The following is a 23,494-nucleotide window of genomic DNA, read 5'->3' as shown; positions in this document are numbered from 1 at the left end:
TAAGCACTTACACTATGGCAAACCGCTACAAATATTACCGTCAGCTCGATATGATGGATTGCGGGCCCACTTGTCTGAAGATGGCCGCGGCCTTCTACGGCAAAGATTATTCGTTGGAATATCTGCGCGCTAATTCTTACATCACTCGCCAAGGAGTGAGCTTGCTAGGCATTAGCGAAGCTGCCGAAAAAATTGGTTTCAAAACCCTTCGTGCCAAACTCTCTTACAAACAACTCACTCAAGATGCCCCTCTCCCCTGTGTATTACACTGGAATCAAGAGCATTTTGTGGTACTGTATGAAGTAAAAAGAGATTTTTGGCGGTTTTTGCCTTTTCGTCAAGAACAAGCCGAACGGCTCCTCGTAGCTGACCCTAGCCACGGTATGGTCAACCTCGACAAAGCCACTTTTATGAAATGCTGGGGAGCCGCCGACGACGGTCGCGGAATTGCCTTACTTCTAGAGCCTACTCCTGAGTTTTATCAACTCAGCGAAGAAACCAAAGAACGAAAGACGGGTTTTAAATTTTTATTTGAATACCTCAATCCTTATAAGCGACATATCACACAAGTGCTTTTAGGGATGTGTTTGGGCAGTGTCATCAGCCTTATATTTCCTTTTTTAACCCAAAGTTTAATCGACTTTGGGATTCATCGGCACAATGTCTCCTTTATCCATCTCATTCTGCTTTCGCAGTTGTTGCTCTTTATTGGCAATGTATCCGTCGATCTCATCCGAAACTGGATATTGCTCCACATTAGTACGCGAGTGAGTGTCACGATTATTTCCAACTTTCTGATGAAACTCATGAAGTTGCCGATTAGTTTTTTTGAATCCAAAAACATTGGCGACATCTCGCAGCGTATTCAAGACCATCACCGCATCGAATCTTTTTTGACTGGTGCCTCTCTCAATACTCTTTTTTCGGTTGTCAACTTGGTGATTTTCTCCGTCATTCTTGGCATTTATGGCACACAGCTTTTGGCGGTGTTTGCCATTGGGAGTCTCATTTCGATTGGGTGGATTATGTTTTTCTTACGTCAGCGGAAGGATTTGGATTACAGAAGATTCCAGCGAATGCGCGAAAACCAAAACACGATTTATGAGCTTATTACGGGTATGCAAGAAATCAAGCTCAACAATTGTGAAAAAGCCCGCCGCTGGGAATGGGAACGAATTCAGGCCAAACTTTTCAAAATCAATATCAAAAGCCTAGCTCTTGAACAATACCAAGAAGTAGGCGCTTCTTTTGTGACCCAGCTCAAAAACATTTTGATTTCGTATTTGGCGGCGATGCTGGTCATCAACAACCAAATTACGCTAGGGGCGATGTTGAGTATTTCGTACATCATCGGACAAATGAACGGCCCACTGAGCCAACTCATGCAGTTTATTAGAAGTGTACAAGATGCAAAAATCAGCCTCGACCGCTTAGGCGAAATTCATAACAAACCCGATGAAGAAATCGACGAAGAAAAGCTTTTGGGGAGAGTTTTCCAGCACGAAACACCTATGGCAGAATCTACCGAGGCACTCTATTTTGATGATGATACCTTAGCTGCGGTATCACATCGCCGTGGTATTACGCTTCGCAATGTTTCGTTTCGCTATGGCGGGCCGCACTCTTCTTTGGTTCTCAAAAATCTCAATTTACACATTCCAGAAGGAAAGGTGACGGCTATTGTGGGTACCAGTGGAAGTGGCAAAACTACCCTTCTCAAACTTCTTCTGAAGTTTTATGCGCCTTCGGAAGGCGAAATCATCGTCAATCACTGCAACTTACTCGACTTATCGGCCAAAGAATGGCGCAAAGGCTGTGGTACAGTTATGCAGGATGGGTATATTTTTTCGGATACTATCGCTCGCAATATAGCGGTCGATGGCAATACTGTCGATGAAGACCGGCTTTGGGATTCGGTCAGGGTAGCCAATCTTCAAGACTATATCCGCAAGCTTCCCTTAGGATTTGTTACTAAAATAGGGAATACTGGGGCAGGTCTTAGCGGCGGCCAACGGCAACGATTGTTTATTGCACGAGCGGTTTACAAAAACCCCACTTACTTATTTTTTGACGAAGCCACCAGCGCCTTAGATGCCAACAACGAGCGGGTCATCATGGAAAATCTCGAACGTTTCTTTAAAGGCCGCACCGTAATAGTGATTGCTCACCGCTTAAGCACGGTCAAAAACGCCGACCAAATCGTAGTCTTGGAAGATGGTATGGTCAAAGAAGTGGGAAATCATGCCCAACTTACCGCCCGCAAAGGTGCTTATTTTGAACTTGTGAAAAATCAACTCGAACTGGCCGAGAGTTAATCAGCCTCCAAACGCACTATTACTATGCCACAGTCAGATATTCATAATCGCTATGAGCTTCATAGCGGCGAACTGCAAGAAATCATCGGTCATGTACCTCATTGGATCATTAGATGGGGGATTACAATCTTAGCAGGGGTTATCGCCATTTTGGTGCTCGTCTCGCACACTATTCGCTACCCTGACAGCCTCAACGCCCAAGCCCTCATCAATGCCAAAGATCAACCCCAAAAAATCATTTGGTACATCACAGACCCTCTCGTCACTTATCGTACTCATGTGGGAGACAGCCAACGAGTTAAAGTAGGCGACACTTTGGTGTCTGAAATTGATGCGGCTCACAAAACTACCAAGCCTGTCCGGGCGCGTGTTTCGGGAAAAACTTATCTCATCAAAGGAGTCGAAAACAATCCCAAAGCTTTTATGCTTCTGGTAGTACCGACGGTGACGTCTTACGAAGTACAGCTCAAACTCCCCATCAAAGGAGCTGGACGAGTGAAAAAAGGGCAAAGAGTACTTATCAAACTCGATCCTTATCCCGACAATCAGTATGGTTTTTTGGAAGGATATGTCTCAGGGGTAGTACCGGTATCTCTTGATAATCATTACCGTGCCAATGTCACCCTTAGCAATGGTCTTGTTACCAATACTGGCAACAAACTCCCAATCCAGCCTTTGTTGCAAGGAACAGCCGAAATTATGCTTGATGACGAGCGGCTTCTCAGTCGCATTTTCAAGTCAATCATCTAGCTTCTTAGATTTTTTATCAATCATTCAACTCTCACATGGGTATGAAAAAGCTAATCATTCTTGTTTTTATGGTACTAGCAGGGCGGATATTGGCCCAGGCACAAGTACTTGCCGATTCGTCAAGCACGACTTTGACAGGAAAGGTTTTTGACGACAAACGTCATGCTATTGAATTTGCGACTGTCATGCTACTAGCCGCTGATTCTAGTTTTATCAAAGGAGCTATTACTGACACTACAGGCACCTTTGAATTGGTAGGGATTCGCTCAGGTCAATATTTTGTAAAGATCTCCAACATGGGTTCCAAAGCTTTTATTTCTTCTATTTTGGAAGTAAAAAATGGTTCTCCTTCTTTATCAATAGGCGAATTCATTCTTGAATCTGAAGCCCGAAATTTACAAGAGGTGGTGGTAAAAGGCGAGCGTCCATTGCTCGAACGTGAGTACGGAAAATTGATTGTAAATGTAGCCAACAGCGCCGTTTTCAAAACATCTACCAATGCTATCGATGTTCTAAAACGCTCTCCTAGCCTTATCGTTGACCCCAGTGGAGGAATTAGCATCAAAGGTTTGTACGCACCTTTGGTAATGCTCGACGGGCGTCCTCAGCCACTTAGTGCCGAAGAACTAAGGAATATTCCCGCCTCTGACATCGAAAAAGTAGAAATCGTCTCCAACGCCAGTGCAAGATTTGAAGGTGAAATAAGAGCGGTTATCAATATCAAACTCAAACGTGACAAAAACCTGGGTTGGACTGGCATAGCTTACGGGGGCTTCAATCAAAATCGACAATTTAGTGGCTACGAAACTGGCCTAAGTGCCACTTATAAAACACGCCAGTGGACGTATTTTGGAGTAGTAAGCCACCGAAACGACAACGACTTTTTGAATATGTCTGGTTTTCGACGCATCGGGCAAGGAAACAACTATACTCTTATGACGCCCAATGCTTTCATTCACTATGATTCAAAGCCAGTCACTTATCGCGTAGGAGCTGATTATCAAATCAACCCTAAAAATACTATTGGAGTTATTGCAAAAGGGGTATTTAGAAATCGCACCGATTTGAGTGACAACTTGACCCATCTTGATACTTATGCCCAAAACATCATCACTGCACGACAAAACATCCAGACCCTCAATCAAAATACCATCAAAGGGCCTACCCGCTCTCTCAATCTCAATTATCGAGGTACGCTCAGCCCTAAAAACAATCAATTAACCATTGATTTGGATTATGGCAAATACTCACGCACCGAAAATCAGGACATTCAAAACCGCTTTCTCAACAACGATAACTCCACTGTCATATCCACTTCTCGTCTAATGGGCGATGGTACATCGGAGTTAAGTATTCGTTCGATTCGTGCTGATTATACGCACCCCTTGTCCAAAACACTTCAGTTGGCCGCTGGAACCAAATTTAGTTGGGTAAATAGTGACGATGCCCTACGCTATGATACGCTTTCGCTAGGGGGCTGGGGATATGATGCTTCCAAAAGCAATCGTTTTCGCTACAACGAGCAGATTTCAGCCGCCTACGTTATTTTGGGAAAAGAATGGAAAAAATTTACTGTTGAAGCAGGTTTACGCCTCGAACATACCCAAACCCGTGGCAATTCTCTCACACTTGCGTCGGTCGTAGATCGCTCTTATTTACGCTGGCTCCCTAGCTTTCAGGCCAGTTACCGCCTCGACGACAACCAAAATATCAGCTTAGGATATGCCCGCAAACTCACCCGACCTTCATTTTCGGATCTCAACCCCTTTACTTTTTATACCGACCCTTTCACCTATATCGAAGGCAATCCATTTTTGTTGCCTACCATGCGCAACACAGCCGAATTGAGCTATAGCTTCAAAAACTTCAATGCGGGTCTAAGCTATGTGCATGATACGGACATCATTGTGCAAATGCCCATTCAAGATGACGCCACCAAGATCATTCGTTATACACGTGTCAATCTCAACACGCAAAATGTGTTTAATATTGACTTATCTTTACCAGTCAAAATAACAAAGTTTTGGTCTCTACAAAACAACCTACTTATCATGCACCGTCAGGTAGCATCAAGTTTTCTGACGGGACAATTCGACAATCGAATCTGGACTTACTACTACGGAGGCGGCCAGTATTTCTCTCTCAAAAACAATTGCACTATCGAGCTGAGCTATTACTACCAAGGTCCTTCAGCCGATCAGTTTTATCGCGTCAAAAGCTATGGGGTAGTTTCGGTGGGGGTTCAAAAAAGTTTTTGGGCCAACAAACTCACCGCCCAGCTCAATTTCAATGACCTCTTCAATACCTATCGCGAAGCTTTTTATGGACAGTTTTTGAATGTAGATGTCAACACTTTACAGACCCGTAATGTGCAAAACTTTGGTGTACGTCTTACTTACAAATTTGGCAAATCGGCCTTCAAACGTAAAAACCGCGCCAACGGTAGCGCCGAAGAAGAAAGCAGAACTCGCTAACCTTTAACCATTTTTTTGATATGGAAACGACCGTCATCACTCCGCTACAGTGTCCTAATGTACTTCTTATTCAAGAATTTGTGAAAAGAATAATTCCTTATTCCAACCAAGCACTTATTCGTGAGGCTGTACAAAAACTACCACGTTATCCCATTGTTTCTTTAAACGACATCAATCTTTTACTACAACATTGGAACTGTTCTACTAAAATGTTTAAGGTTTCCTTGGCTTCTCTAGAACAGCTTCACTTCCCTCTCTTATCTTTTTTAAAGGGTTTTGAAAACGACCAGTATTTTATCATCATTACAGCAATCTCCGAGGGGTTCGTCTCTTATTTCTCGCCCTATGGGGGTGAAACCGTCGAACCACTTGACCAATTTGCCACCAAATGGAGTGGAGCACTTTTGCGGGCCGTGCCTCATTCTTTAGACTCAATACATGGCATAGCTGAAGAAGACACAGAAAGTCTACTACGGAAAAATTATCTCCAAAATCACATTCGCACTTACGACCATTTTTTGAGTGATGATACCTGCGATTATATTATTCAATATTGCGAAGAAAAAAATCTATTTGTAAGAAGTGAAGTAGAAGCATATGCCAACGAAAGCTACGTCTCTGCCGACCGCACGAGTTATTCGGCGGGTATTAGAGAGCGTCAAAATCCGCAATTTAAAGCGATATTGCAAAAAGTGAGCGATTTACTAAACGTGCCAGTCAATTTTATTGAAAACCTTCAATGTGTCAAATACAGCAAAGGGCAGCAATTTAAGCCACATTTTGATGCGGGAGCCTCCAATCACCGTATTCATACCATGTTGGTATATCTAAATGATGATTTTAGTGGTGGCGAGACATTTTTTCCTGAACTTAATTTAAAAGTAGAACCTCAAAAAGGACGTGCCTTATATTTTTTGAATCGTATCGACCAGTCGATATTGCTCCAATCTGCCCACGCAGGCCTCCCCGTTGCGAATGGCACCAAATACGGTTGCAATATTTGGGTAAGAAATCAACCTGCTGTACCTTGAATGACCTTGCCAATTTTGTCTTGCGGGGTGATTGAGTTTGAACCACCCGCCGCTGCTCTAATGGATTTTTTTATCCGCCGAACCGAGGGTCTAGCATTGGCCTGGACCTGCGGTTCGCAAGACGATGTTCATGTGTTTTTAGAAAAACAAAATCCTGATATTCTTTTTTGGGAAGTAAGAGCAACACCGATTGTAGTGGCCCCGATTTTACTTCCTATTGTTAAGTACCATTCAAACGTTATCATCACCTCAGCGCTGTTTGAAGAAATGCTAAAAGAAGTCCCTTTTCAATACGTAGATTGGCTTCACAAACCCTTCTCATATAGCCGATTTTTAGAAGGCATCGAAAAAGTAAGAAACGCAAAAAGCGGAAGCTAATGAATGCTTCCGCTTTTTGTTGATATAACTATACTATCTGATACTATACTAAACCCTTCAAAAAATCGGGCAAGAGACCACATACCAACGTGATAACAGTCGTAACAATCAGCACTAGACGATAAAAGGGAGATATTTTAATGGCAGCAAGCTCTCCTTCACGCATGTAAGCAGCAATAATAGCTCTGAAATAATAATAAATACCTACTGTCGACATCAATACCGCTATGACCAGAATCCATGTCAAACCTCGGTCTACTGCACTAGAGAAGATAAAGAATTTACCCCAAAAACCAGCTGTAAGCGGAATCCCTGCCAAAGACAACATAGATACAGTCAACACAAATGCCAAAAGCGGGTTTTTCTTACCTAAACCATTGAAAGCCTCAAAGCTTTCGGATTTTTCGTTAGAATGTACCCCTGTTTCTTTAGCAACAATCATCAGCACTCCAAAAGCACTAATAGTAGCTAGCGAATAAGCTAGTGAATAAAACACAATGGCACTTTGGGAGTGGCTAGTGAGCGCCGTCACACTAAGCAACAGATAGCCTGCATGAGAAATACTTGAATAAGCCATCATGCGTTTGAAGCTTTTCTGGTATACAGCGGTGACATTGCCAGCCAATAGTGTAAGGATGGTAATCCCCGCCAAAGTAGCCCACCAAAAGGTATAAATACCAGAAAACGACCCAGCAAGCAAACGGTAAATCGCAGCAAATCCCGCTGTTTTTACAATCGTTGACATAAATGCCGTAAAAATAGTAGGTGCCCCATCATATACATCGGGAGTCCAGAAGTGGAAAGGTGCCGCCGATACTTTGAAAAGCATTCCAATCAACAACATCAATAAGCCAGCATATAATATAATCGACGGTGTAGCATTGGTAAGTACATAAGACTTAATCGCCGTTACATTGAAAGAACCTGTAGCGCCATAAAGCAGCGCCATTCCAAAGAGCATAATACCGGTAGCAAAAGCACCCATCAAAAAATACTTGAGAGCCGCTTCATTTGAGCGCAAATTACGTTTGTCACTGCCTGTCAATACATACATCGATACTGACAAGATTTCCACTCCTACAAACAACATAATAAGGTTCTCGAAACCAATCATCATGATTGCACCCACCAACGAAAACAGCATTAAAGCATAGTACTCGGCAGGTTGGGCACTTTCGTCATCTACAAATCCACGTGTCAAGGCTACAATCAAAAACGCCGATAAAATCACAATGCCCGAAAAAGCCATAGTGAGTTTGTTTTCGTAAAGCATACCTTTAAAATACAACGAAGGCACGTCATTCCAGTTGAGGAAATTGGTTATCAAAACTACTACCAATACCAAAAGGGTAGCAGGTAATAAAAGAGTTTTGGATTTTTGGAAACCCAAAAACAAAACTAAAAGACCTAGTATAGAAAGAAGTATGATTGGAAGCATTTTGTTTTCGTTAATTGTTAAAGATTAACATTTACTCATATTTTTTTTCAAGCACTTGTTGCTCTAATAATGAATCATCTGCAAAAGATTACTTACTGCGGGCTCTGTCAATTTCAAAAAGGTATTAGGATACAATCCCATCCAAAACACCATTACTATCAACGGAACAAGTACCGCACGCTCACTCATCGATAAGTCAGCAAAATGCTCCGTAAAGGTCGATTTATTACCAAACATTGATTTCTGAAACAAACGAAGCATATACACAGCTCCTAAGATAATAGTAGTACCCGCAATCGCCCCGAGCCAAATATTAAATTCGTAGACACCTTTCAACAATAAAAACTCTCCTACAAAGCCATTGGTGAGCGGCAGAGCTACGCTACCTAGCATCAATATCATGAAATATACAGTAAGATGAGGAGTACGTTGTGTAATACCTCCCAACTGTTCTAAATTGCGTGTTTTGGTACGAGAAAAGATAATTTCAACAATAAAAAACAAACCTACCACATTGATTCCGTGCGCCAACATCTGAATCAACGCACCTTGTACCCCACTCAATGTTTGCGAAAATACTCCTGCTGCCATAAGTCCCACGTGCCCAAAAGAAGAATAAGCGATGAGTCTTTTCATATCGCGCTGCTGAATAGCGATAATCGACCCATACACAATCCCGATGACCGAGAGGACAATCGCTGTCTTACCCCAATCTGCCAAGCCCAATGGCACCACTGGCAAAATGAAGCGAATCACGCCGTATATCCCCATTTTGAGCATGATACCCGCCAATAGCATCGTGGCTGGTGTGGGAGATTCGGTATAAGTATCAGGTTGCCAAGTATGAAAAGGAAAGAGTGGCATTTTGATAGCAAAAGCAATAAAAAACGCCCAAAAAAGCCAGCCTTGTTTGTGGGCATCTAGAGCCAATTTATAAAACGAAGCGATGTCGGAAGTATGACCGTTTGGCGAAGTAGAGGCGGTAGTTTGATAATACAAATACACAAGCGCCACTAGCATAAACAAACTTCCAAAGATGGTATATACAAAAAACTTGAAAGTGACTTTGATACGATTCTCTCCGCCCCATACTGCGGCCAAAAAATAAACAGGAATCAAAGCCGCCTCAAAAAATAGATAAAACAAAAAAGCATCAGTAGCCGTAAATACCCCCATCAAAGCCGACTGCATGAAAAGTATCAGCGCATAAAAAGCCGAAGCATTTTTGTAAGGTTGTCTGAAAGTAGAAAGAATAATCAGCGGGGTCAAAAACGCAGTCAACATTACCAATAATAAACTAATACCATCGATCGCTCCTGCAAAAGAAATTCCAGCCGACGCAATCCAGGGATAACTAAAGCCAAATTGCTGAGTGGCTGTCGGTTCAAACTTAGTAAAAATCACTATAGCCAAAACCAACTCTACAAGCGCCCCTACGAGGGCAAGTTGTTTGGCATTATTGTTTTTAGTGATTAACGAAACAACGCCCGCAATCAACGGAATCAGGATAAGTGTAAGTGTAAGCATAATTTCACCTATATCGTTAAAATATTCAGCGCTTTAGTTTAATTTGTTAACAAATGTATTTAATAACCAACCAATTGACTCTTTGACTGGCTCATAATAAATGGGGGTCATCCAAGCATAATCTCCCTTGAAATAGTAGGTGGGAAATAAAAAGGAAACGGCCACAGCTCCTATCACCACATTTTTTACAAAGGCGGGACTTTCGTTGTCTTGAAGTAGCTTTAGGGATATAAACAAAAGTGGAAATACTAAACACAAACTTTTGGTTGTATCCAATATACTATATGATACCACTACGGCTCCCAAGAAAGTTAAAAATGCCAACAAAAACCACTTAAAATTGGGGGTATTACGGCTGTGGAAAGCGTAAATCACAAACATAAGAATGAAAATCCAGTATCCTTCAAAAGGCAAAACCAACCCGAGTGGTATGTGGTGAAATTGCTCATACAAACACCAAAAGTAATCTGCCCCAGTTTCTCGTGGATGTAGTTTGTAGGAATCGGTTCCCTTGATATAATAAGTGGATAGCACGAATCTTACCACAAAATATCCCACAACACTTACTAAATACCCCACCGACAGGCGGCCAAACTTATCAGAAGCCGTTAATTTCCACCATAAGAATAGGACAGGAGAAAACAAAAGGGCCCTTTCATCTGACCAAAAGCTTAAGGAAAGGCTCAAAAACACAATCCAAACGTTGCGCGTAGCCATGGATAATAGAATAAAAAAGTAGGCAAATGGAATCAGCCACGAGGCTAAATCCCAAAAAAAGTCTTTACCTACAAACAAAAAGCTAAAACCCATACAGAAGTACGATGACAACAACTTATCTTGTGTGATTTCGTAAGCCATCCTCAGTACTAGATAAAAAAAAGCAGCTCCTAAAAGATGTTCTATCAAAGTCATAAAAGCTACAATCCTCATTTTGTGAGGAGTATCGTATATACTTCCTATCAAAATAGGAGTAAGTCGATATTGCTTGTTATGTTCGTTGGTGCCTAGCTTCAATTTATTTTCTCCTAGTGGTTGTTTTACCTTTTCATGCAGATAATCCCAAGGAATATTCAACGGATTGTCTTTTTGAAAAAAATATTGATAATTGGGTAAAGAAAACACTAATACAAGTAAACAAGACAATGCCGTCACTTTCAATTTCCAGTATTTTCCAACCCCAATAAAAGATGTAACCAGAGCCTCAATCTTGAGCAAGAGTAGGGATAAAGTGTGCTGAACCATTGTATTGATGGATAAAATAATGGATATAATCTACTCCCCCTCTTTCTCTTGCACTTACTTGCTTGTTTTATCTAAGCAAAAGATTCCACGCAAGTACAACCAATATCCCCAATACCATAGCAAAGAGATAAAAACCCGTCTCCCCAGTTTGTAGCATTCTGAAACGTCCGCCTAGAAACTGAACTAAACGACCTGCTCCATTTACTACCAAATCAATCAAGAACTCCCCAAAACTGTAAAGCAAATCAGATAGCTTACGAATCGGATTTACAAACACTGATTCGTATAACTCATCGATATAATATTTGTTTTGCAAAACTTTGGCAAACCCTGTCACGTCTTTGTCAGCCGCAGGGACGGTATTTTTACTAATGAATAGGTTATAAGCAAAGAAAATAGACAACAAAGCTGCTCCTACCGATACGCCCATGAGAATGTATTCGGTAGAATGCTCCAAGTGTCCATGCTCAAAAAACGCGGGATTAGCTTTTTTAGAAAGCTCAAAAAGCGGTGCCATAAAGTGAGATAAAGATTCTCCTCCACCCAACACATGCGGTACGTTCATCAACCCTCCTACTGCCGACAATACCGCCAAAATCATCAAGGGCACAGTCATACTAGCAGGTGATTCATGCAAATGATGCTCTTGTTCGTGCGTACCACGGAAGTTACCAAAGAAAGTCACAAACAATAATCGGAACATGTAGAAGGCAGTCATCATCGCTGTCACGACTCCAATACCCCACATTACTTTGTTGTGCTGAAATGTATGCGCCAAAATCTCGTCTTTAGAGAAAAAACCTGATAAAGGGAAAATCCCCGAAATCGCCAGTGTTGCAATCAAAAATGTCCAGAATGTAACAGGCAAATGCTTACGCAAACCTCCCATGTTACGAATATCTTGTTCATCCGACATAGCATGTATCACACTACCCGCGCCCAAAAACAAAAGTGCTTTGAAAAACGCATGGGTCATTACGTGAAACATAGCCGAAGTATACGCTCCCACTCCCAAGGCCAAAAACATATATCCTAATTGGCTCACGGTAGAATAAGCAAGCACTTTTTTAATGTCATTTTGATACAATCCGATTGATGCCGCCACTACGGCAGTAAGCAATCCGATGCCCCCTACCACACCTAATGTAGCAGGTGCGAGCGAGTACAACACATTAGAACGAATCACCATGTAAATCCCGGCCGTCACCATCGTAGCGGCGTGAATCAAAGCCGACACGGGCGTGGGGCCAGCCATCGCATCAGGCAGCCAAGTGTATAGAGGTATCTGAGCTGATTTTCCCATAGCACCTACAAAAAGTAATGCCGTAATGCTCACTATGATAGCATCATTGACACCAAAGCTTCCATCAGCTGCTTTTTCAAATACCTCTAAATACTCAACAGAACCAAAGTTTTGGATAATCATGAAGATACCCAACAAAAAGCCTAAGTCACCGATACGGTTCATGATAAAAGCTTTCCGGGCGGCATTGTTGTAGTTGGTGACTTTGTTCCAAAAACCAATCAATAAATACGAACAAAGTCCTACGCCTTCCCAACCAATAAACATGATGACGTAGTTGGAGCCCATTACCAAGAGCAACATGAAAAACAAGAATAGATTTAAGAAGGCAAAAAACTTCCCAAATCCTTCGTCATGATGCATGTATCCAATGGAATAAATATGAATCAAAGATCCTACTCCTGTCACCACCAACAACATCAACAAAGAGAGTTGGTCGATTTGAAATGAGAAAGGAATATTGAGCGAACCAATCGAAATCCAATCAAACAAGGGTACGATTTGAGGCTGACCCTCAAAACTATTCCAGGCTAAGATAGAAATGGCAAAAGCTCCTAAAGCCGCCGCCGACCCTATGATGCCTACCAAACTCTTGGGGACATGACGAAAACCAACTCCATTGATGACAAAACCAATCAGTGGTAGCAGGGGTATTAAAATTAGTAAGGATGCAGACATATATTTCTTAATGATTTTAGACAGACATACAGAAAGCAGACCTCATACTGTCAAAAAGGTCTGCCCACTCATTTCTAGAGAATCACCATTTTAGTTTATTCAAGAATCCGATGTCGATAGTACGAGTATTGCGATAAATCATCACAATAATCGCTAGCCCCACTGCCACTTCTGCTGCAGCTACTGCCATAATAAAAAACACAAAAACCTGGCCTACAGGGTCAGATTTGTAAGTAGAAAAGGCAATAAGCAGTAAATTGACAGCATTGAGCATGAGCTCTATACTCATAAAAATAATGAGAGCATTGCGACGTGTGAGTACGCCTACTATACCTATTACAAACAACGTCGTTGCCAACAGGACATAGTTTTGCAATGGAATCAGTTGAACAACGTCGGGAATCGACGGGGTAGCTTGTGGAAACATAGTGCAGTTAGGTCCAAAGAGGTTTTGTGGTCAATATATTTTCCCAAAAACGTGGCAAATTTACTGAATAATCGTACTTGCCCAAATCTGCACCTTAAAAACTATCAGTAAGAATATTTATCTATCGGTCATTTGTATCAACACTCACCTTCTTTTGGATCTAATCAAGCGCTGCATTCGTATTGATATTCTGCGACAATCTATTGTTTTTCTACTTTTACTCCCTTATGATTTTATACGATTGAGGATTTTAACCCTAATCAAGTTTATTTCATGAACTTTAAAAATCATACTACTTATCACAAAAAACGACGCAGCCCCTATCGCCAAACTCGCTCCTATAAAAAAACTTACTTCTTTGCTGTACAACGTGGCATCGTTCCAATAATTTCGAATTCCCCACACCACCGCCCCCCCAGCAGCCAGAGCGAGGGTTATTTTTAAAACTTCGACCAATTGGTATCCAGTAAAATACACCCGTTTATAAAACCAAACCGTAAGAATCGGTACAGACGCCATTAAGCAACAATGGACAAGCACCTGAATCTTGACGCCATCAAATCCAAAAGAATGAATAAGAAAATAGCCTATCGCAACTGATATGAGGTGTATAATGCTCCAATAGTAGTACTGGAGCTCAGGCTTGGTCACCGAGACCGCCAACTTACGATAAATCAAGGAAGGGCCATTGGTAGTCATACTTAAGAAAAAAAGGCAAAGAAGCTCATAAACCTCTGTAGTGGCCGAGGCATCAAATTTAATACCTGCCCAAAAAGACCAAATAAAATACTTTCCGCTTGCCCAAAAGGTAAGTATCACTAGAAAAGCAATGAAATAGGAAAAGTTTAAGTTTTTAGCCACAAACTCCTTCACCTCAGTACTATTTTTCTTATGAATCAATCGATTGATTTCGTTAAAAAAAACAGTACTGACAGGCATCATAAATACATTCGCTACTTTGCCGTAAATCAACTCCGCATAACGATATATCGCAAAACTTCCACTAGGCAACAACGACAAAGCCATATTGAACACAAAAGTGTACACCTGTACACTGAGCATATAAGTAGACGTAGCCATGAGTGTCCGCCCCAGTTCTCGCAATGGAAAATGAGGATTCCTCAATAGCCAAGAATGCTGATAATTGACTTGACGTAAATAATAACAAGTAGTAGCAAACTGTGCTAAGACACTAATCACCAGACCCACTACCAAACTCCATATGTTTCCTTCTCTTCCCCAGATTATCAATATCGCAATATTGGCGATTTGCGACACAGTGGATGTAAATTCGACTTTGCCATAAATCCCTTCTGCATTGAGCATGCCTTGAAAAAGATTGGTCGCAATCTGAATCGGCATCAAAAACCCCGTAATACAAAATATCTGCCATACTTGCACTTTGGTATCTTCGTCAAAACCGGGTACCAACAAATTGACGATACCAGTACCACTAGCAATAAAACCCAGTACCAACAGCAACGCTCCACCTACCATATAGTTGCAAAGGGTAGCAATAATCGACATGCCAGCCTGTACCCCATATTTTTGTTTGATTCGGTGATAGCGTGATACTACAATCTCGACCAATTGACCAGTGTTCACAAAACGAGATACCGCCGTACCTAGTACAGAAGCTGCAAAGAATGCTTCTACTTGGGAGGAGGTCCCAAAGAACTGCACAATGAGGGTAGAATATGCTACATTGAGCGCGATATTCAGCCCATTGATGCCAAACAGCATTCCAATATTTTTAAAATCCAGTGACAAATCAAAAAGCTTAAGAGAGCGACCCTATGTCAACTCTAATGTTAAGACGACTTAAGGCATCAAACGTCTCACTGAGTTATCCTTAATTTCCAACCAGCTTATGCCAAATTTTGTCTTGGGCAATAACCTATCAATAGTCTCGGCTTCTACACCTTTTTGAAAGTAAGTTTTCTGACGCCAAGCCATTGCTAAACTATTCCTTTTTGAACTTGTCGGAATCATAAAAGTCTGTTTTCCATAATCTAAAACCAAATATAGACCATCAGAAGCCTTGGTGGGGATACTAAGTTGAGGATGAGTGACGGAAAGATAACGCCCCGACTGCTCATAAAATTTTTGAGGCGCTTGATATTCTATTTTTGAAAGTGAATCTGCGATAATAACTTGCGCTTTTTGCAACTGCCGATGTAAATCATTGTCAGCGGCGACAATAAAAATCCCTCTTTTGTGCGCTTCTTGTGCCGCCTTTACCATAGGCGAATCTTTACCTTCAGAATACAAATCGGTAGATTGGTACAAGATATTATGATAGGCAGCATTCAAAATCCACCGTGTCGACAAGCGATATCCTATATCTTTGATATAAAAAAGTGTGGTCATACTTAGCAATATTCCGCAACCAATTACCTTTACGAATAGAGGCACACGCTTACTAGCTTCTTCTCGGCAAGCCATCAGCACTGCTAGGGCGATTGCCAAAGATGAATAATGCTTGTACCTACTTCCTATGATTATATCCATTCCTTTTTCGGAACGAAATATCGCTACCGAACAAGCCGTGAGTATCACAAAAAGCATGATACTCAAAAGTGTTAAATCAGCCGTTTGGCGTTTTTGATGAAGCCTAAAAGCTGTCCGAACCGTCAGAACCAATATTACCACACCAACTCCGATAGCACTCATCTGACCCGCTAAACCCGTGGTAAGAGCAGCATAAGCTCCCATAAAAGCAGCCATATTGAGCGGAAACAACAGCAAATTCCCCACAAAAAAAGTATCATGAGTGGGATGAGCTCTGAGAATCATAAAATAACTCAGACCTCCTATCAGCGAAGCTAATATCCAATAAAAAATATCTTTACGAGTACGCCCTTGCCACCACAGTATCAAAAAACCTATGGGCAAAATCATCATTCCATTGCCATTACTAAACAAGGTTAATATACCCAAAACAATACCCCACCACAGTGCTTTTTTTTGAACTAAACAACTGATTGTCAAAGTTGCCAGAACAATCACCAATACATTTGACCATACCGCCATAGCCCAAAAGGAAGTAGCACTATACTGCGGATTGAGTAAGATGATTCCTAGTAGCCAAAACGTAGCTTTTTGTTGGGGGAAAAGTCTATACAAAAGTATAAACTGAACTAAAAACAAGACATTGCCCAGCAAAATCAACCATTGAAAATCTACGCTGCCTATGAGATGGTATTGCAATAAGCCTATCAAACGAGTTCCCCACATAATATGCTCATTGTGGGGCACAAACATCTCCTTCACTTGCTCAATCCATGAAATATCCTGCACCTTAATTAGATACCCCAAAATAGCGTTATAATCATCAAGATAGGGAACATTAAGAGCATACTGCATTACGTACCATCCATAAATCATAAAATACACTATCATAAAACTCCACCCTCCCCAATAAAGCAGAGATTGACTAGTGTTGGTATTATGGGTAAGTGGTGTTTTCATCGGTTACGTACATAAATCCTGACTCCTTGCAGGCTGTCTTTAAGGGTATAGTTGGCAGCTATCAATTGGGCTAAGGCTGGATAATTTTCATGTTTATAGACTTCAGGCTTTTCCATCCACAAGGTTTTGGGAGTAATGGCGTCCACAAAAATAGCGGGGCGATGCAAACGCATATCCCTCAAATAGCGCTGCATATATACCTCCTGAAGGGGGTGCTTCATCGCACTTCTGGTAGTATGATTTTCGGCTACACCTTGTGGCATCTGACTTTCTACAAAATACTCACAAGACCATCCCCAAACAGCCAAGTGATCACCTTGCCTTTTGTATTTTAATATTGCTCGTCCTACCTCACTTATTTGAGCCTGAGGTGCTTTTGTAGGATAAAGATTAATCGGATTATCAGTCACAATATCTTTAACCAAAACGACAAAGAAAATCAACTGAGTAGATAGTACTGCCCAATACCATGTTTTTGAGAAATTTTCAAGCCATAATCCAAAAATTAAAGCCAATGGTAACAAGTAAAATAAAAAATAATGGGCATAAAAACTACCTGTCCGAATGATAGTCAGTGAAATTGCTACCACATACAGCAGCATCAGTGGCAAAAAATAGTAATCCCGTTTCAGAATAGCTCTTAAGCGTTCTTTTACCAAAGTTTTATTGACAACAACAAGACTCAAGCTCAAAACAAGAATAGGAAAGAAAATATAATTCAGTTCGATTGCTTTTTTAACCACAACCACTGGAAAACGCACAAGTGTATAAAAAAATTTAGGGCGCTCATCAGTCAAACGATGACTATATTGAGAATTGGCATATATATAAAAATTGTAAAAATCGTCGAGTACGCCATTGATAGCGAGCCACAATACCCAAATGCCCCAAGTCAAAATTACACCTACCGCCACCCATCCAAAGTATTGCCAAAATTTGGATGGCTTTGCTAGCCAAAACTGAAAAAGTATAGCCAATCCCCAAAAAAACGCAAAAGGTAAACCTTGTAATTTACATAAAGGAACCAGCGCTAGCATCACTCCAAAACCTACTAAACGCCAAGGGGTATAGGCTTGGATTTTGGCCAAATAAGCCCAAGCATACACCACAACACTTAGCAGCAAGATGGCATTGACTTCGCTATTATAATGAACATAATTGCTATCTTGAACAAAACTCAGAAATACTAAAAAAGGCAGCACAACTACTTGCGCAATCCTCTCATTACGAAGCACTTCTATTATTTTGTAAATAAAATAAAATGAAAAAAGGGATAATAGTAAACTCAAAAAATGAGCTAAATGAAAATCTATCTTAGCTCCTAACCACCCCAATACTGCTAACAAGTAGCTATTGAGCGGGCCTCCAGTAGTGGGGTCGACTAGATGATACAAAACCGGGTCTACCATCAGCGTAATCCCCTGTGCTAGCATTTGACTTTCATCTTTGTTGATTTGTCCTCCGTATAGAATAACGGGCAAACGCATCATCAAAGCTAACCCAACTACCACAGTCCAATAAATCCCACCGTGTAATGCTTTTTTGTGGGCAACCACCCAATAGCTAAACCCAAACCATAAGAAATGCCCTATGAACCACCATTTTGCTGGACAACAACCAAATTCAAGTAATTTTCCTAAAATCATCGGTCTTAATCCAAGTACTTTTTAAAACTCCTCTACAATCATTTTTCTTTGCAAAGGATCTTGCTCCATGATGAGTTCATCCGTGTAGAAAGAATCATTGCGATAGTGGGTGGTAGAAATTTCTTCAAAAATAACCCCACCTTCGGTATAAAAAGCATGTAAATCACCTCGTTCGATGGTAAGAATATCTCCTTTATGAAGCGAACGACTGATGCCATTGAGTGTGATGATCATCGAGCCACTCAAAATATGAAATGTCTCTTCTTTTTTAAGGTGCTTTTGCTCGGGATGGTGCTGCCCTGCAAACATCACAATGATTTTTTTACAATAATCCCGATTTACCAAACTCACTAAAACACAACCAAACTGCTCAAATCGCTCTTGTCCATAATGAAACGACAATTCAACTTCGGCTTTTTCATTCAGCACTACGCCTGCTTCCGCCATCATTCCTTTGGCTTGGTGAATAATACGTCTGATACGGTGATAGTTATCATCGGTAGTGGTTTCGAAGACACCTTCATTCGGAGCATAATCTTTGGAAGCAACAAAACGCGCCCTAAGTTTCCCAAATTCGGCTGAAGTGAGTTGGCCGTTGGCACAAGGCATTGCAAAATATACATCTTGTGCCACAATTGATTCACCTTTTTTGATAGGCCTATTCACAAAAACACCCCTCTTCAACGACAATAGTGATTCTTTTTCCGCATTTGTGACCACTTTTTCATCCTCTCCTAACATCACAAGTGCTCGTTGGTAAGCCTCCACCCACTGTGCTACTTGGGCGGGGTTCATCGAATAGTTGTTGAGCGTAATCGTTTCGGTAGGCACTCCTACGTGCCGTTCAAAAATCTCAGCACCCATTGCTACTGCCAACTGCGCCACTTCAGTATTGTCGGGAGCTTCATGCCCTGAGTACCCTATCGTCACATTAGGATAACGTGCCTTTAGTTTTTTAATAAATTTGAGATGAAGTACTTCATTGGGACTTGGATAAATTCCAACACAGTGTAGAATGGCAAAATTACGATTACGGTGTTCTAGAAAAGACACCAAATTATCAATCTGCTGGAGCACCAATCCGCCCGTAGAAGCAATGATAGGCTTATCAGTTTTAACAATTTTGGTTAACAAAGGCCAATCATCCGCACTACAGCTTGCGACTTTGATGATTTCGATGCCATGTTCTACAATCTGATCTACCGAGCGCTCATCAAAAGGAGTGCATATCGTCACTAGTCCCTCTTCCCGACAAGCATCCACCATTGTTTTGAATTGGTCGGAAGTCATTTCAGTACTTAAGAAGCGACTGATATGTTTGGCTTTGGTATCATTTCTAAAATCGGGATGAATAAAAGTATCCAAATGTCGGTACTGAAATTTCACACCTGCTTTGATACCATATTGGCGGGCAATTTGAGCCATTTCGCGAATGATACGCACACCATGTTCTACACTCCCTTGGTGGTTGTTGGCCATTTCGAAGATAAATAGACCAGAAAAATCGAAGTTTGAGGGCATATATTAAAAATATAAAAGACTAAATATGAAATATCTTCAAGGGTAAAATTCAATCTTCTAAATTCACAGAAACCTCACAAAGTCGGAAACTTTTTTATAGGTTTGTGGTTAAAAGAGAAGCAAAGTTACTCTAAAATTGATTCTCCAAATAGCAAAATTTTGGTCATGGTATCTCACTCTCCCGAACATCCCACTTCTATTTCAAATACCTCATTAGGAAAAACTGGCGTTTTGATTGTCAATCTAGGCACTCCTGACAGCTACGAAGTCTCGGATGTTCGCCGCTATTTGCGTCAATTTTTGATGGATGGCCGTGTGATTGATATTCCTTTTATTCCTCGTTTTTTGTTGGTCAATGGCATCATTGCTCCTTTCCGCGCACCCAAATCTGCGAAAGTTTACAAGCAAGTTTGGCTACCCGAAGGCTCTCCACTGAAAGTTTACGGCATAGCCGTCGAGACGATGCTGCAAGAAGCTCTTGGTAACGATTATGTGGTTAAGCTCGGAATGCGCTATCAAAATCCAAGTATTGAAGCTGGTTTAGAGGCATTTCAAAAAATGGGACTTACCAAAATCATCGTGGTTCCTTTTTTTCCGCAGTACGCTTCTGCTACAACGGGCTCGGTATATGAAGAAGTAATGCGGGTATTGACAAAATGGCAAGTCATGCCCGAACTAAGATTTGTGAATCAATTTTTAGCCCATCCTAAGTTTTTAGAAGGCTTTGTACAAAACGCCCAAAAATACCTCCAAGCTCATCAGTACGATCATTTTATATTTAGTTATCATGGCCTTCCCGAGCGCCAAATCAGAAAAGGAGATTGCACAAAAGAGGTATGTAAATTAGGCAGCTGCTGCGACACGCTCCATGCCATGAATCAGCACTGCTACCGAGCTCAGTGCTTCGAGACGACTCGTTTGTTGGTAAAAGCACTCGATATCCCCGAAGGGCAATATACAACTTGCTTTCAGTCGCGGCTTGGCAACGACCCTTGGATAAAACCCTATACCGAAGATATAGTCAAAGAATTACCTAAAAAAGGTGCTAAAACAGTACTCGCATTTTCTCCCGCTTTCGTCGCCGACTGCCTCGAAACCACTCTCGAAGTAGGCGAAGAATATAAAGAAGTCTTTGAAAAAGAAGGTGGTCATCACTGGGATTTGGTGGAAAGCCTCAACGATAGCCCCGTTTGGGTGGAAGCACTGGTAGATTTAATAGTCAAAGCCTAATAAGTTGATTTGCCAAAATAGTAGAATAATATGCTAAAATAATGGCATATATTCCACAAAAAAGACAATTTATTTGCGGAATAAAACAAAAGTATCTTTTTGAGGTTTTTAAATATCAACTATCTTGGCGACACTCTCTAATGATATTGAGCTTTGGCAACACTTCAAAAAGGGCGATAGAGCTGCTTTCGAAAATCTCTATCAGACCTACTTTAATGTATTAGGAAGCTACGGTTTTAGGCTTACTTCCGATAAGCAACTCATAGAAGATGCGATTCAAGACTTATTCATAGATCTTTGGCGGCGAAAAGAATACCTCAACGACCCCGACAATGTCAAGTTTTATTTATTCCGTTCTTTAAGAAACCAATTGCTGCGAAACTCCCGCAACAATGTCTTTGAAAGCTCTGAAAATATCGACAGTTTTTTGGATTACCTGACCACGTTGTCTATTGATCAGCAACTGATGAACAACGAACTGTTGGTTGATCAACAGTTGCATATCCAAAAAGCGTTATCGCATTTAAGCCCTCGTCAGCGCGAAGCTATTCATCTGCGTTTTTATCAAGGTCTGAGTATTCAGCAGACTGCCCAACTCATGGAACTGACCGTTCAGTCGGTTAGTAATCTTCTTTTTAAAGCTTATGCCGTGTTGCGCATGTCGCTAAAAGCCATAATTTCAATGGTATATTTTCTTTTTTAATCCCCATTTTTTCTCTCTCTTTTGCAAACTATCAAATATTCAAATCACTGATAATCAGGATTTTAATATTTTTATTGAAAAAATTATCAAAAAAATATATTTTGATTGGGTAGTTTTTTCAAAAAAATGTACCTGTACTTCTGAAGATGTTATACACGCGCACAAATGAAATATCAAGATTATCAGGTACAAGATTTCCTAAACGATGATCTGTTTGTAAAATGGGTACTCTTTGCAGAGCAAGATGAGTTTTGGATTGATTTTTTGGAACAAAATCCTTCAAAACATACCATCATAACCGAAGCCAAAGAAATAGTGAGAAGCCTATATAAAGCCGAACACACCACCTCACCAGATTTAAATAAAAAAGAAGTCTGGCGGACTATTGAAAGTACTCTATTTGATACTGAAAATGAAGCCAAAAAGATTGATTTTTGGCAATCGGCAGGTCTGAAGTGGGCGGCAAGTATAGCTGTATTGCTAGTAATAGGATGGCTTTTGTTTCGCCCTAAGTCCGAAATAAAAATTAGCTATCATGATTTGGTACAAGAAGCCGAAAATAAAAGTACCCTAGCCGAACATATCAATACAAGTGATACGCCACTCAAAGTCAGATTACCTGACAGTAGTTTCGTAACACTCCAAAAAAATAGTCGTATTAGTTATCCTACACCATTTAGTCCACACCAACGAGAAGTATTTTTGAGTGGAGAAGCGTTCTTTGAAGTAACAAAAAACAAGAAAAAGCCTTTCTATGTCTATGCCAATGAAGTGATTACTAAGGTCTTAGGAACTAGCTTCGTAATCAAGGCATTTGACAATGACAACAAAGTTTTTGTAAATGTGCACACGGGAAGGGTTTCGGTTTTTAAGCAAAACAAAATTGACATCGCTGACCCCGAGACCCAAGGACTTATCTTACTTCCCAACCAACGGGTCGTTATCAGTAGAATTACCCCTACGATCAGCAAAGGGCTTGTGGCGGAACCTCGCCCCGTAGTACCCTTAGAAAAATACCCTCGTACTTATTTTGATGAAGTACCTGTTACGAATGTTTTTCGCGAATTAGAAAAACTCTATGAAGTGAAAATATTATATAATGAAGAGGAGCTTTCCGACTGTATCATCACCACCACCCTTCGAAATGAGTCGCTCTATGATAAGCTAGATTTAATCTGCAAAACCATTGGAGCGACTTACAAAGAAGTTGACGCTCAAATTGTTATCAGTTCAAATGGTTGTCACTAAAACCCTCTTTTTTGCCTATGCCCCAACGTATTTTCTATTCCTAACCCTTTTATAAAAGAAATGGGAAAGATGCGCTAACATCCTTCCCATCCAAGTTTACCTCTGCCTGAGA

The 23,494-nt window shown here is 40.9% G+C and carries 17 protein-coding genes; 8 read left to right on the top strand and 9 right to left on the bottom strand.

Going from position 1 to position 23,494, the window contains the following annotated elements; all coding sequences use genetic code 11:
• Nucleotides 1-14 precede the first annotated feature (14 nt).
• The 5 genes from P1X15_RS02605 to P1X15_RS02585 are packed head-to-tail and all read left to right on the top strand — an operon-like array spanning nt 15 to nt 6,948.
• Nucleotides 15-2,315, top strand: coding sequence for a peptidase domain-containing ABC transporter (locus tag P1X15_RS02605; RefSeq protein WP_028667588.1), 2,301 nt, complete (start codon nt 15-17; stop codon nt 2,313-2,315).
• Nucleotides 2,316-2,339: 24 nt separating this feature from the next.
• Nucleotides 2,340-3,065 carry an HlyD family efflux transporter periplasmic adaptor subunit gene (locus P1X15_RS02600; protein WP_277336579.1) on the top strand — a complete coding sequence of 242 codons (726 nt, stop codon included), beginning with the start codon at nt 2,340-2,342 and terminating at the stop codon, nt 3,063-3,065.
• Nucleotides 3,066-3,106: 41 nt separating this feature from the next.
• Entirely contained in the window at nt 3,107-5,539 is a 2,433-nt protein-coding gene (locus tag P1X15_RS02595) for an outer membrane beta-barrel family protein (RefSeq protein ID WP_277336578.1), read from the top strand.
• Nucleotides 5,540-5,559: 20 nt separating this feature from the next.
• Nucleotides 5,560-6,570, top strand: coding sequence for a 2OG-Fe(II) oxygenase (locus tag P1X15_RS02590; protein WP_277336577.1), 1,011 nt, complete (start codon nt 5,560-5,562; stop codon nt 6,568-6,570).
• Complete coding sequence (locus P1X15_RS02585) at nt 6,571-6,948, top strand: hypothetical protein (RefSeq protein WP_277336576.1); 378 nt, start codon at nt 6,571-6,573, stop codon at nt 6,946-6,948.
• A gap of 43 nt (nt 6,949-6,991) precedes the next feature.
• Here the strand turns inward: P1X15_RS02585 and P1X15_RS02580 are convergent, their stop codons facing one another.
• From P1X15_RS02580 to P1X15_RS02540, 9 genes are all read right to left on the bottom strand, one after another.
• Nucleotides 6,992-8,386, bottom strand: a complete 1,395-nt coding sequence (locus P1X15_RS02580) for an NADH-quinone oxidoreductase subunit N (RefSeq protein ID WP_277336575.1) — start codon at nt 8,384-8,386, stop codon at nt 6,992-6,994.
• A 63-nt stretch (nt 8,387-8,449) separates the two neighbouring features.
• Entirely contained in the window at nt 8,450-9,913 is a 1,464-nt protein-coding gene (locus P1X15_RS02575; protein ID WP_277336574.1) for a NuoM family protein, read from the bottom strand.
• 33 nt (nt 9,914-9,946) lie between these two features.
• Nucleotides 9,947-11,155: a hypothetical protein gene (locus P1X15_RS02570; protein ID WP_277336573.1), complete on the bottom strand. Its 1,209-nt coding sequence runs from the start codon at nt 11,153-11,155 to the stop codon at nt 9,947-9,949.
• Nucleotides 11,156-11,222: 67 nt separating this feature from the next.
• Nucleotides 11,223-13,136, bottom strand: coding sequence for an NADH-quinone oxidoreductase subunit L (gene nuoL, locus P1X15_RS02565; protein ID WP_277336572.1), 1,914 nt, complete (start codon nt 13,134-13,136; stop codon nt 11,223-11,225).
• Between the two features lie 82 nt (nt 13,137-13,218).
• Complete coding sequence (gene nuoK, locus P1X15_RS02560) at nt 13,219-13,563, bottom strand: NADH-quinone oxidoreductase subunit NuoK (protein WP_028667580.1); 345 nt, start codon at nt 13,561-13,563, stop codon at nt 13,219-13,221.
• Between the two features lie 225 nt (nt 13,564-13,788).
• The gene (gene murJ / locus P1X15_RS02555) at nt 13,789-15,306 is read right to left on the bottom strand and encodes a murein biosynthesis integral membrane protein MurJ (protein ID WP_277336571.1); all 1,518 of its coding nucleotides are present in this window, start codon (nt 15,304-15,306) and stop codon (nt 13,789-13,791) included.
• Between the two features lie 78 nt (nt 15,307-15,384).
• On the bottom strand, nt 15,385-17,034 hold the full coding sequence (locus P1X15_RS02550; RefSeq protein WP_277336570.1) for a hypothetical protein: 1,650 nt from the start codon (nt 17,032-17,034) through the stop codon (nt 15,385-15,387).
• On the bottom strand, nt 17,031-18,680 hold the full coding sequence (locus tag P1X15_RS02545) for a hypothetical protein (protein ID WP_277336569.1): 1,650 nt from the start codon (nt 18,678-18,680) through the stop codon (nt 17,031-17,033). The genes P1X15_RS02550 and P1X15_RS02545 overlap by 4 nt, the downstream gene beginning before the upstream one ends.
• Nucleotides 18,681-18,701: 21 nt before the next feature.
• Nucleotides 18,702-20,201: an N-acetylneuraminate synthase family protein gene (locus P1X15_RS02540; RefSeq protein WP_277336568.1), complete on the bottom strand. Its 1,500-nt coding sequence runs from the start codon at nt 20,199-20,201 to the stop codon at nt 18,702-18,704.
• A 165-nt stretch (nt 20,202-20,366) separates the two neighbouring features.
• On the opposite strand from P1X15_RS02540, the gene hemH reads away from it, so the two are divergent.
• From hemH to P1X15_RS02525, 3 genes are all read left to right on the top strand, one after another.
• On the top strand, nt 20,367-21,431 hold the full coding sequence (gene hemH, locus P1X15_RS02535) for a ferrochelatase (protein ID WP_277336567.1): 1,065 nt from the start codon (nt 20,367-20,369) through the stop codon (nt 21,429-21,431).
• 124 nt (nt 21,432-21,555) lie between these two features.
• Nucleotides 21,556-22,134: an RNA polymerase sigma factor gene (locus tag P1X15_RS02530; RefSeq protein ID WP_277336566.1), complete on the top strand. Its 579-nt coding sequence runs from the start codon at nt 21,556-21,558 to the stop codon at nt 22,132-22,134.
• Between the two features lie 165 nt (nt 22,135-22,299).
• Nucleotides 22,300-23,382, top strand: coding sequence for a FecR family protein (locus P1X15_RS02525; RefSeq protein WP_277336565.1), 1,083 nt, complete (start codon nt 22,300-22,302; stop codon nt 23,380-23,382).
• The last annotated feature ends 112 nt before the right edge of the window (nt 23,383-23,494 follow it).

Origin of the sequence: Runella sp. MFBS21, assembly GCF_029433105.1 — a bacterium.
GTDB lineage: Bacteria > Bacteroidota > Bacteroidia > Cytophagales > Spirosomataceae > Runella.
This window is presented reverse-complemented; position numbering and strand designations above follow the sequence as displayed.

Excerpts from the sequence above, each read along its gene's own strand:
- P1X15_RS02605 (WP_028667588.1), top strand. The coding sequence starts at position 15 with ATGGCAAACCGCTACAAATATTACCGTCAGCTCGATATGATGGATTGC.
- P1X15_RS02600 (WP_277336579.1), top strand. The coding sequence starts at position 2,340 with ATGCCACAGTCAGATATTCATAATCGCTATGAGCTTCATAGCGGCGAA.
- P1X15_RS02595 (WP_277336578.1), top strand. The coding sequence starts at position 3,107 with ATGAAAAAGCTAATCATTCTTGTTTTTATGGTACTAGCAGGGCGGATA.
- P1X15_RS02590 (WP_277336577.1), top strand. The coding sequence starts at position 5,560 with ATGGAAACGACCGTCATCACTCCGCTACAGTGTCCTAATGTACTTCTT.
- P1X15_RS02585 (WP_277336576.1), top strand. The coding sequence starts at position 6,571 with ATGACCTTGCCAATTTTGTCTTGCGGGGTGATTGAGTTTGAACCACCC.
- P1X15_RS02580 (WP_277336575.1), bottom strand. The coding sequence starts at position 8,386 with ATGCTTCCAATCATACTTCTTTCTATACTAGGTCTTTTAGTTTTGTTT.
- P1X15_RS02575 (WP_277336574.1), bottom strand. The coding sequence starts at position 9,913 with ATGCTTACACTTACACTTATCCTGATTCCGTTGATTGCGGGCGTTGTT.
- P1X15_RS02570 (WP_277336573.1), bottom strand. The coding sequence starts at position 11,155 with ATGGTTCAGCACACTTTATCCCTACTCTTGCTCAAGATTGAGGCTCTG.
- nuoL (WP_277336572.1), bottom strand. The coding sequence starts at position 13,136 with ATGTCTGCATCCTTACTAATTTTAATACCCCTGCTACCACTGATTGGT.
- nuoK (WP_028667580.1), bottom strand. The coding sequence starts at position 13,563 with ATGTTTCCACAAGCTACCCCGTCGATTCCCGACGTTGTTCAACTGATT.
- murJ (WP_277336571.1), bottom strand. The coding sequence starts at position 15,306 with ATGCTGTTTGGCATCAATGGGCTGAATATCGCGCTCAATGTAGCATAT.
- P1X15_RS02550 (WP_277336570.1), bottom strand. The coding sequence starts at position 17,034 with ATGAAAACACCACTTACCCATAATACCAACACTAGTCAATCTCTGCTT.
- P1X15_RS02545 (WP_277336569.1), bottom strand. The coding sequence starts at position 18,680 with ATGATTTTAGGAAAATTACTTGAATTTGGTTGTTGTCCAGCAAAATGG.
- P1X15_RS02540 (WP_277336568.1), bottom strand. The coding sequence starts at position 20,201 with ATGCCCTCAAACTTCGATTTTTCTGGTCTATTTATCTTCGAAATGGCC.
- hemH (WP_277336567.1), top strand. The coding sequence starts at position 20,367 with ATGGTATCTCACTCTCCCGAACATCCCACTTCTATTTCAAATACCTCA.
- P1X15_RS02525 (WP_277336565.1), top strand. The coding sequence starts at position 22,300 with ATGAAATATCAAGATTATCAGGTACAAGATTTCCTAAACGATGATCTG.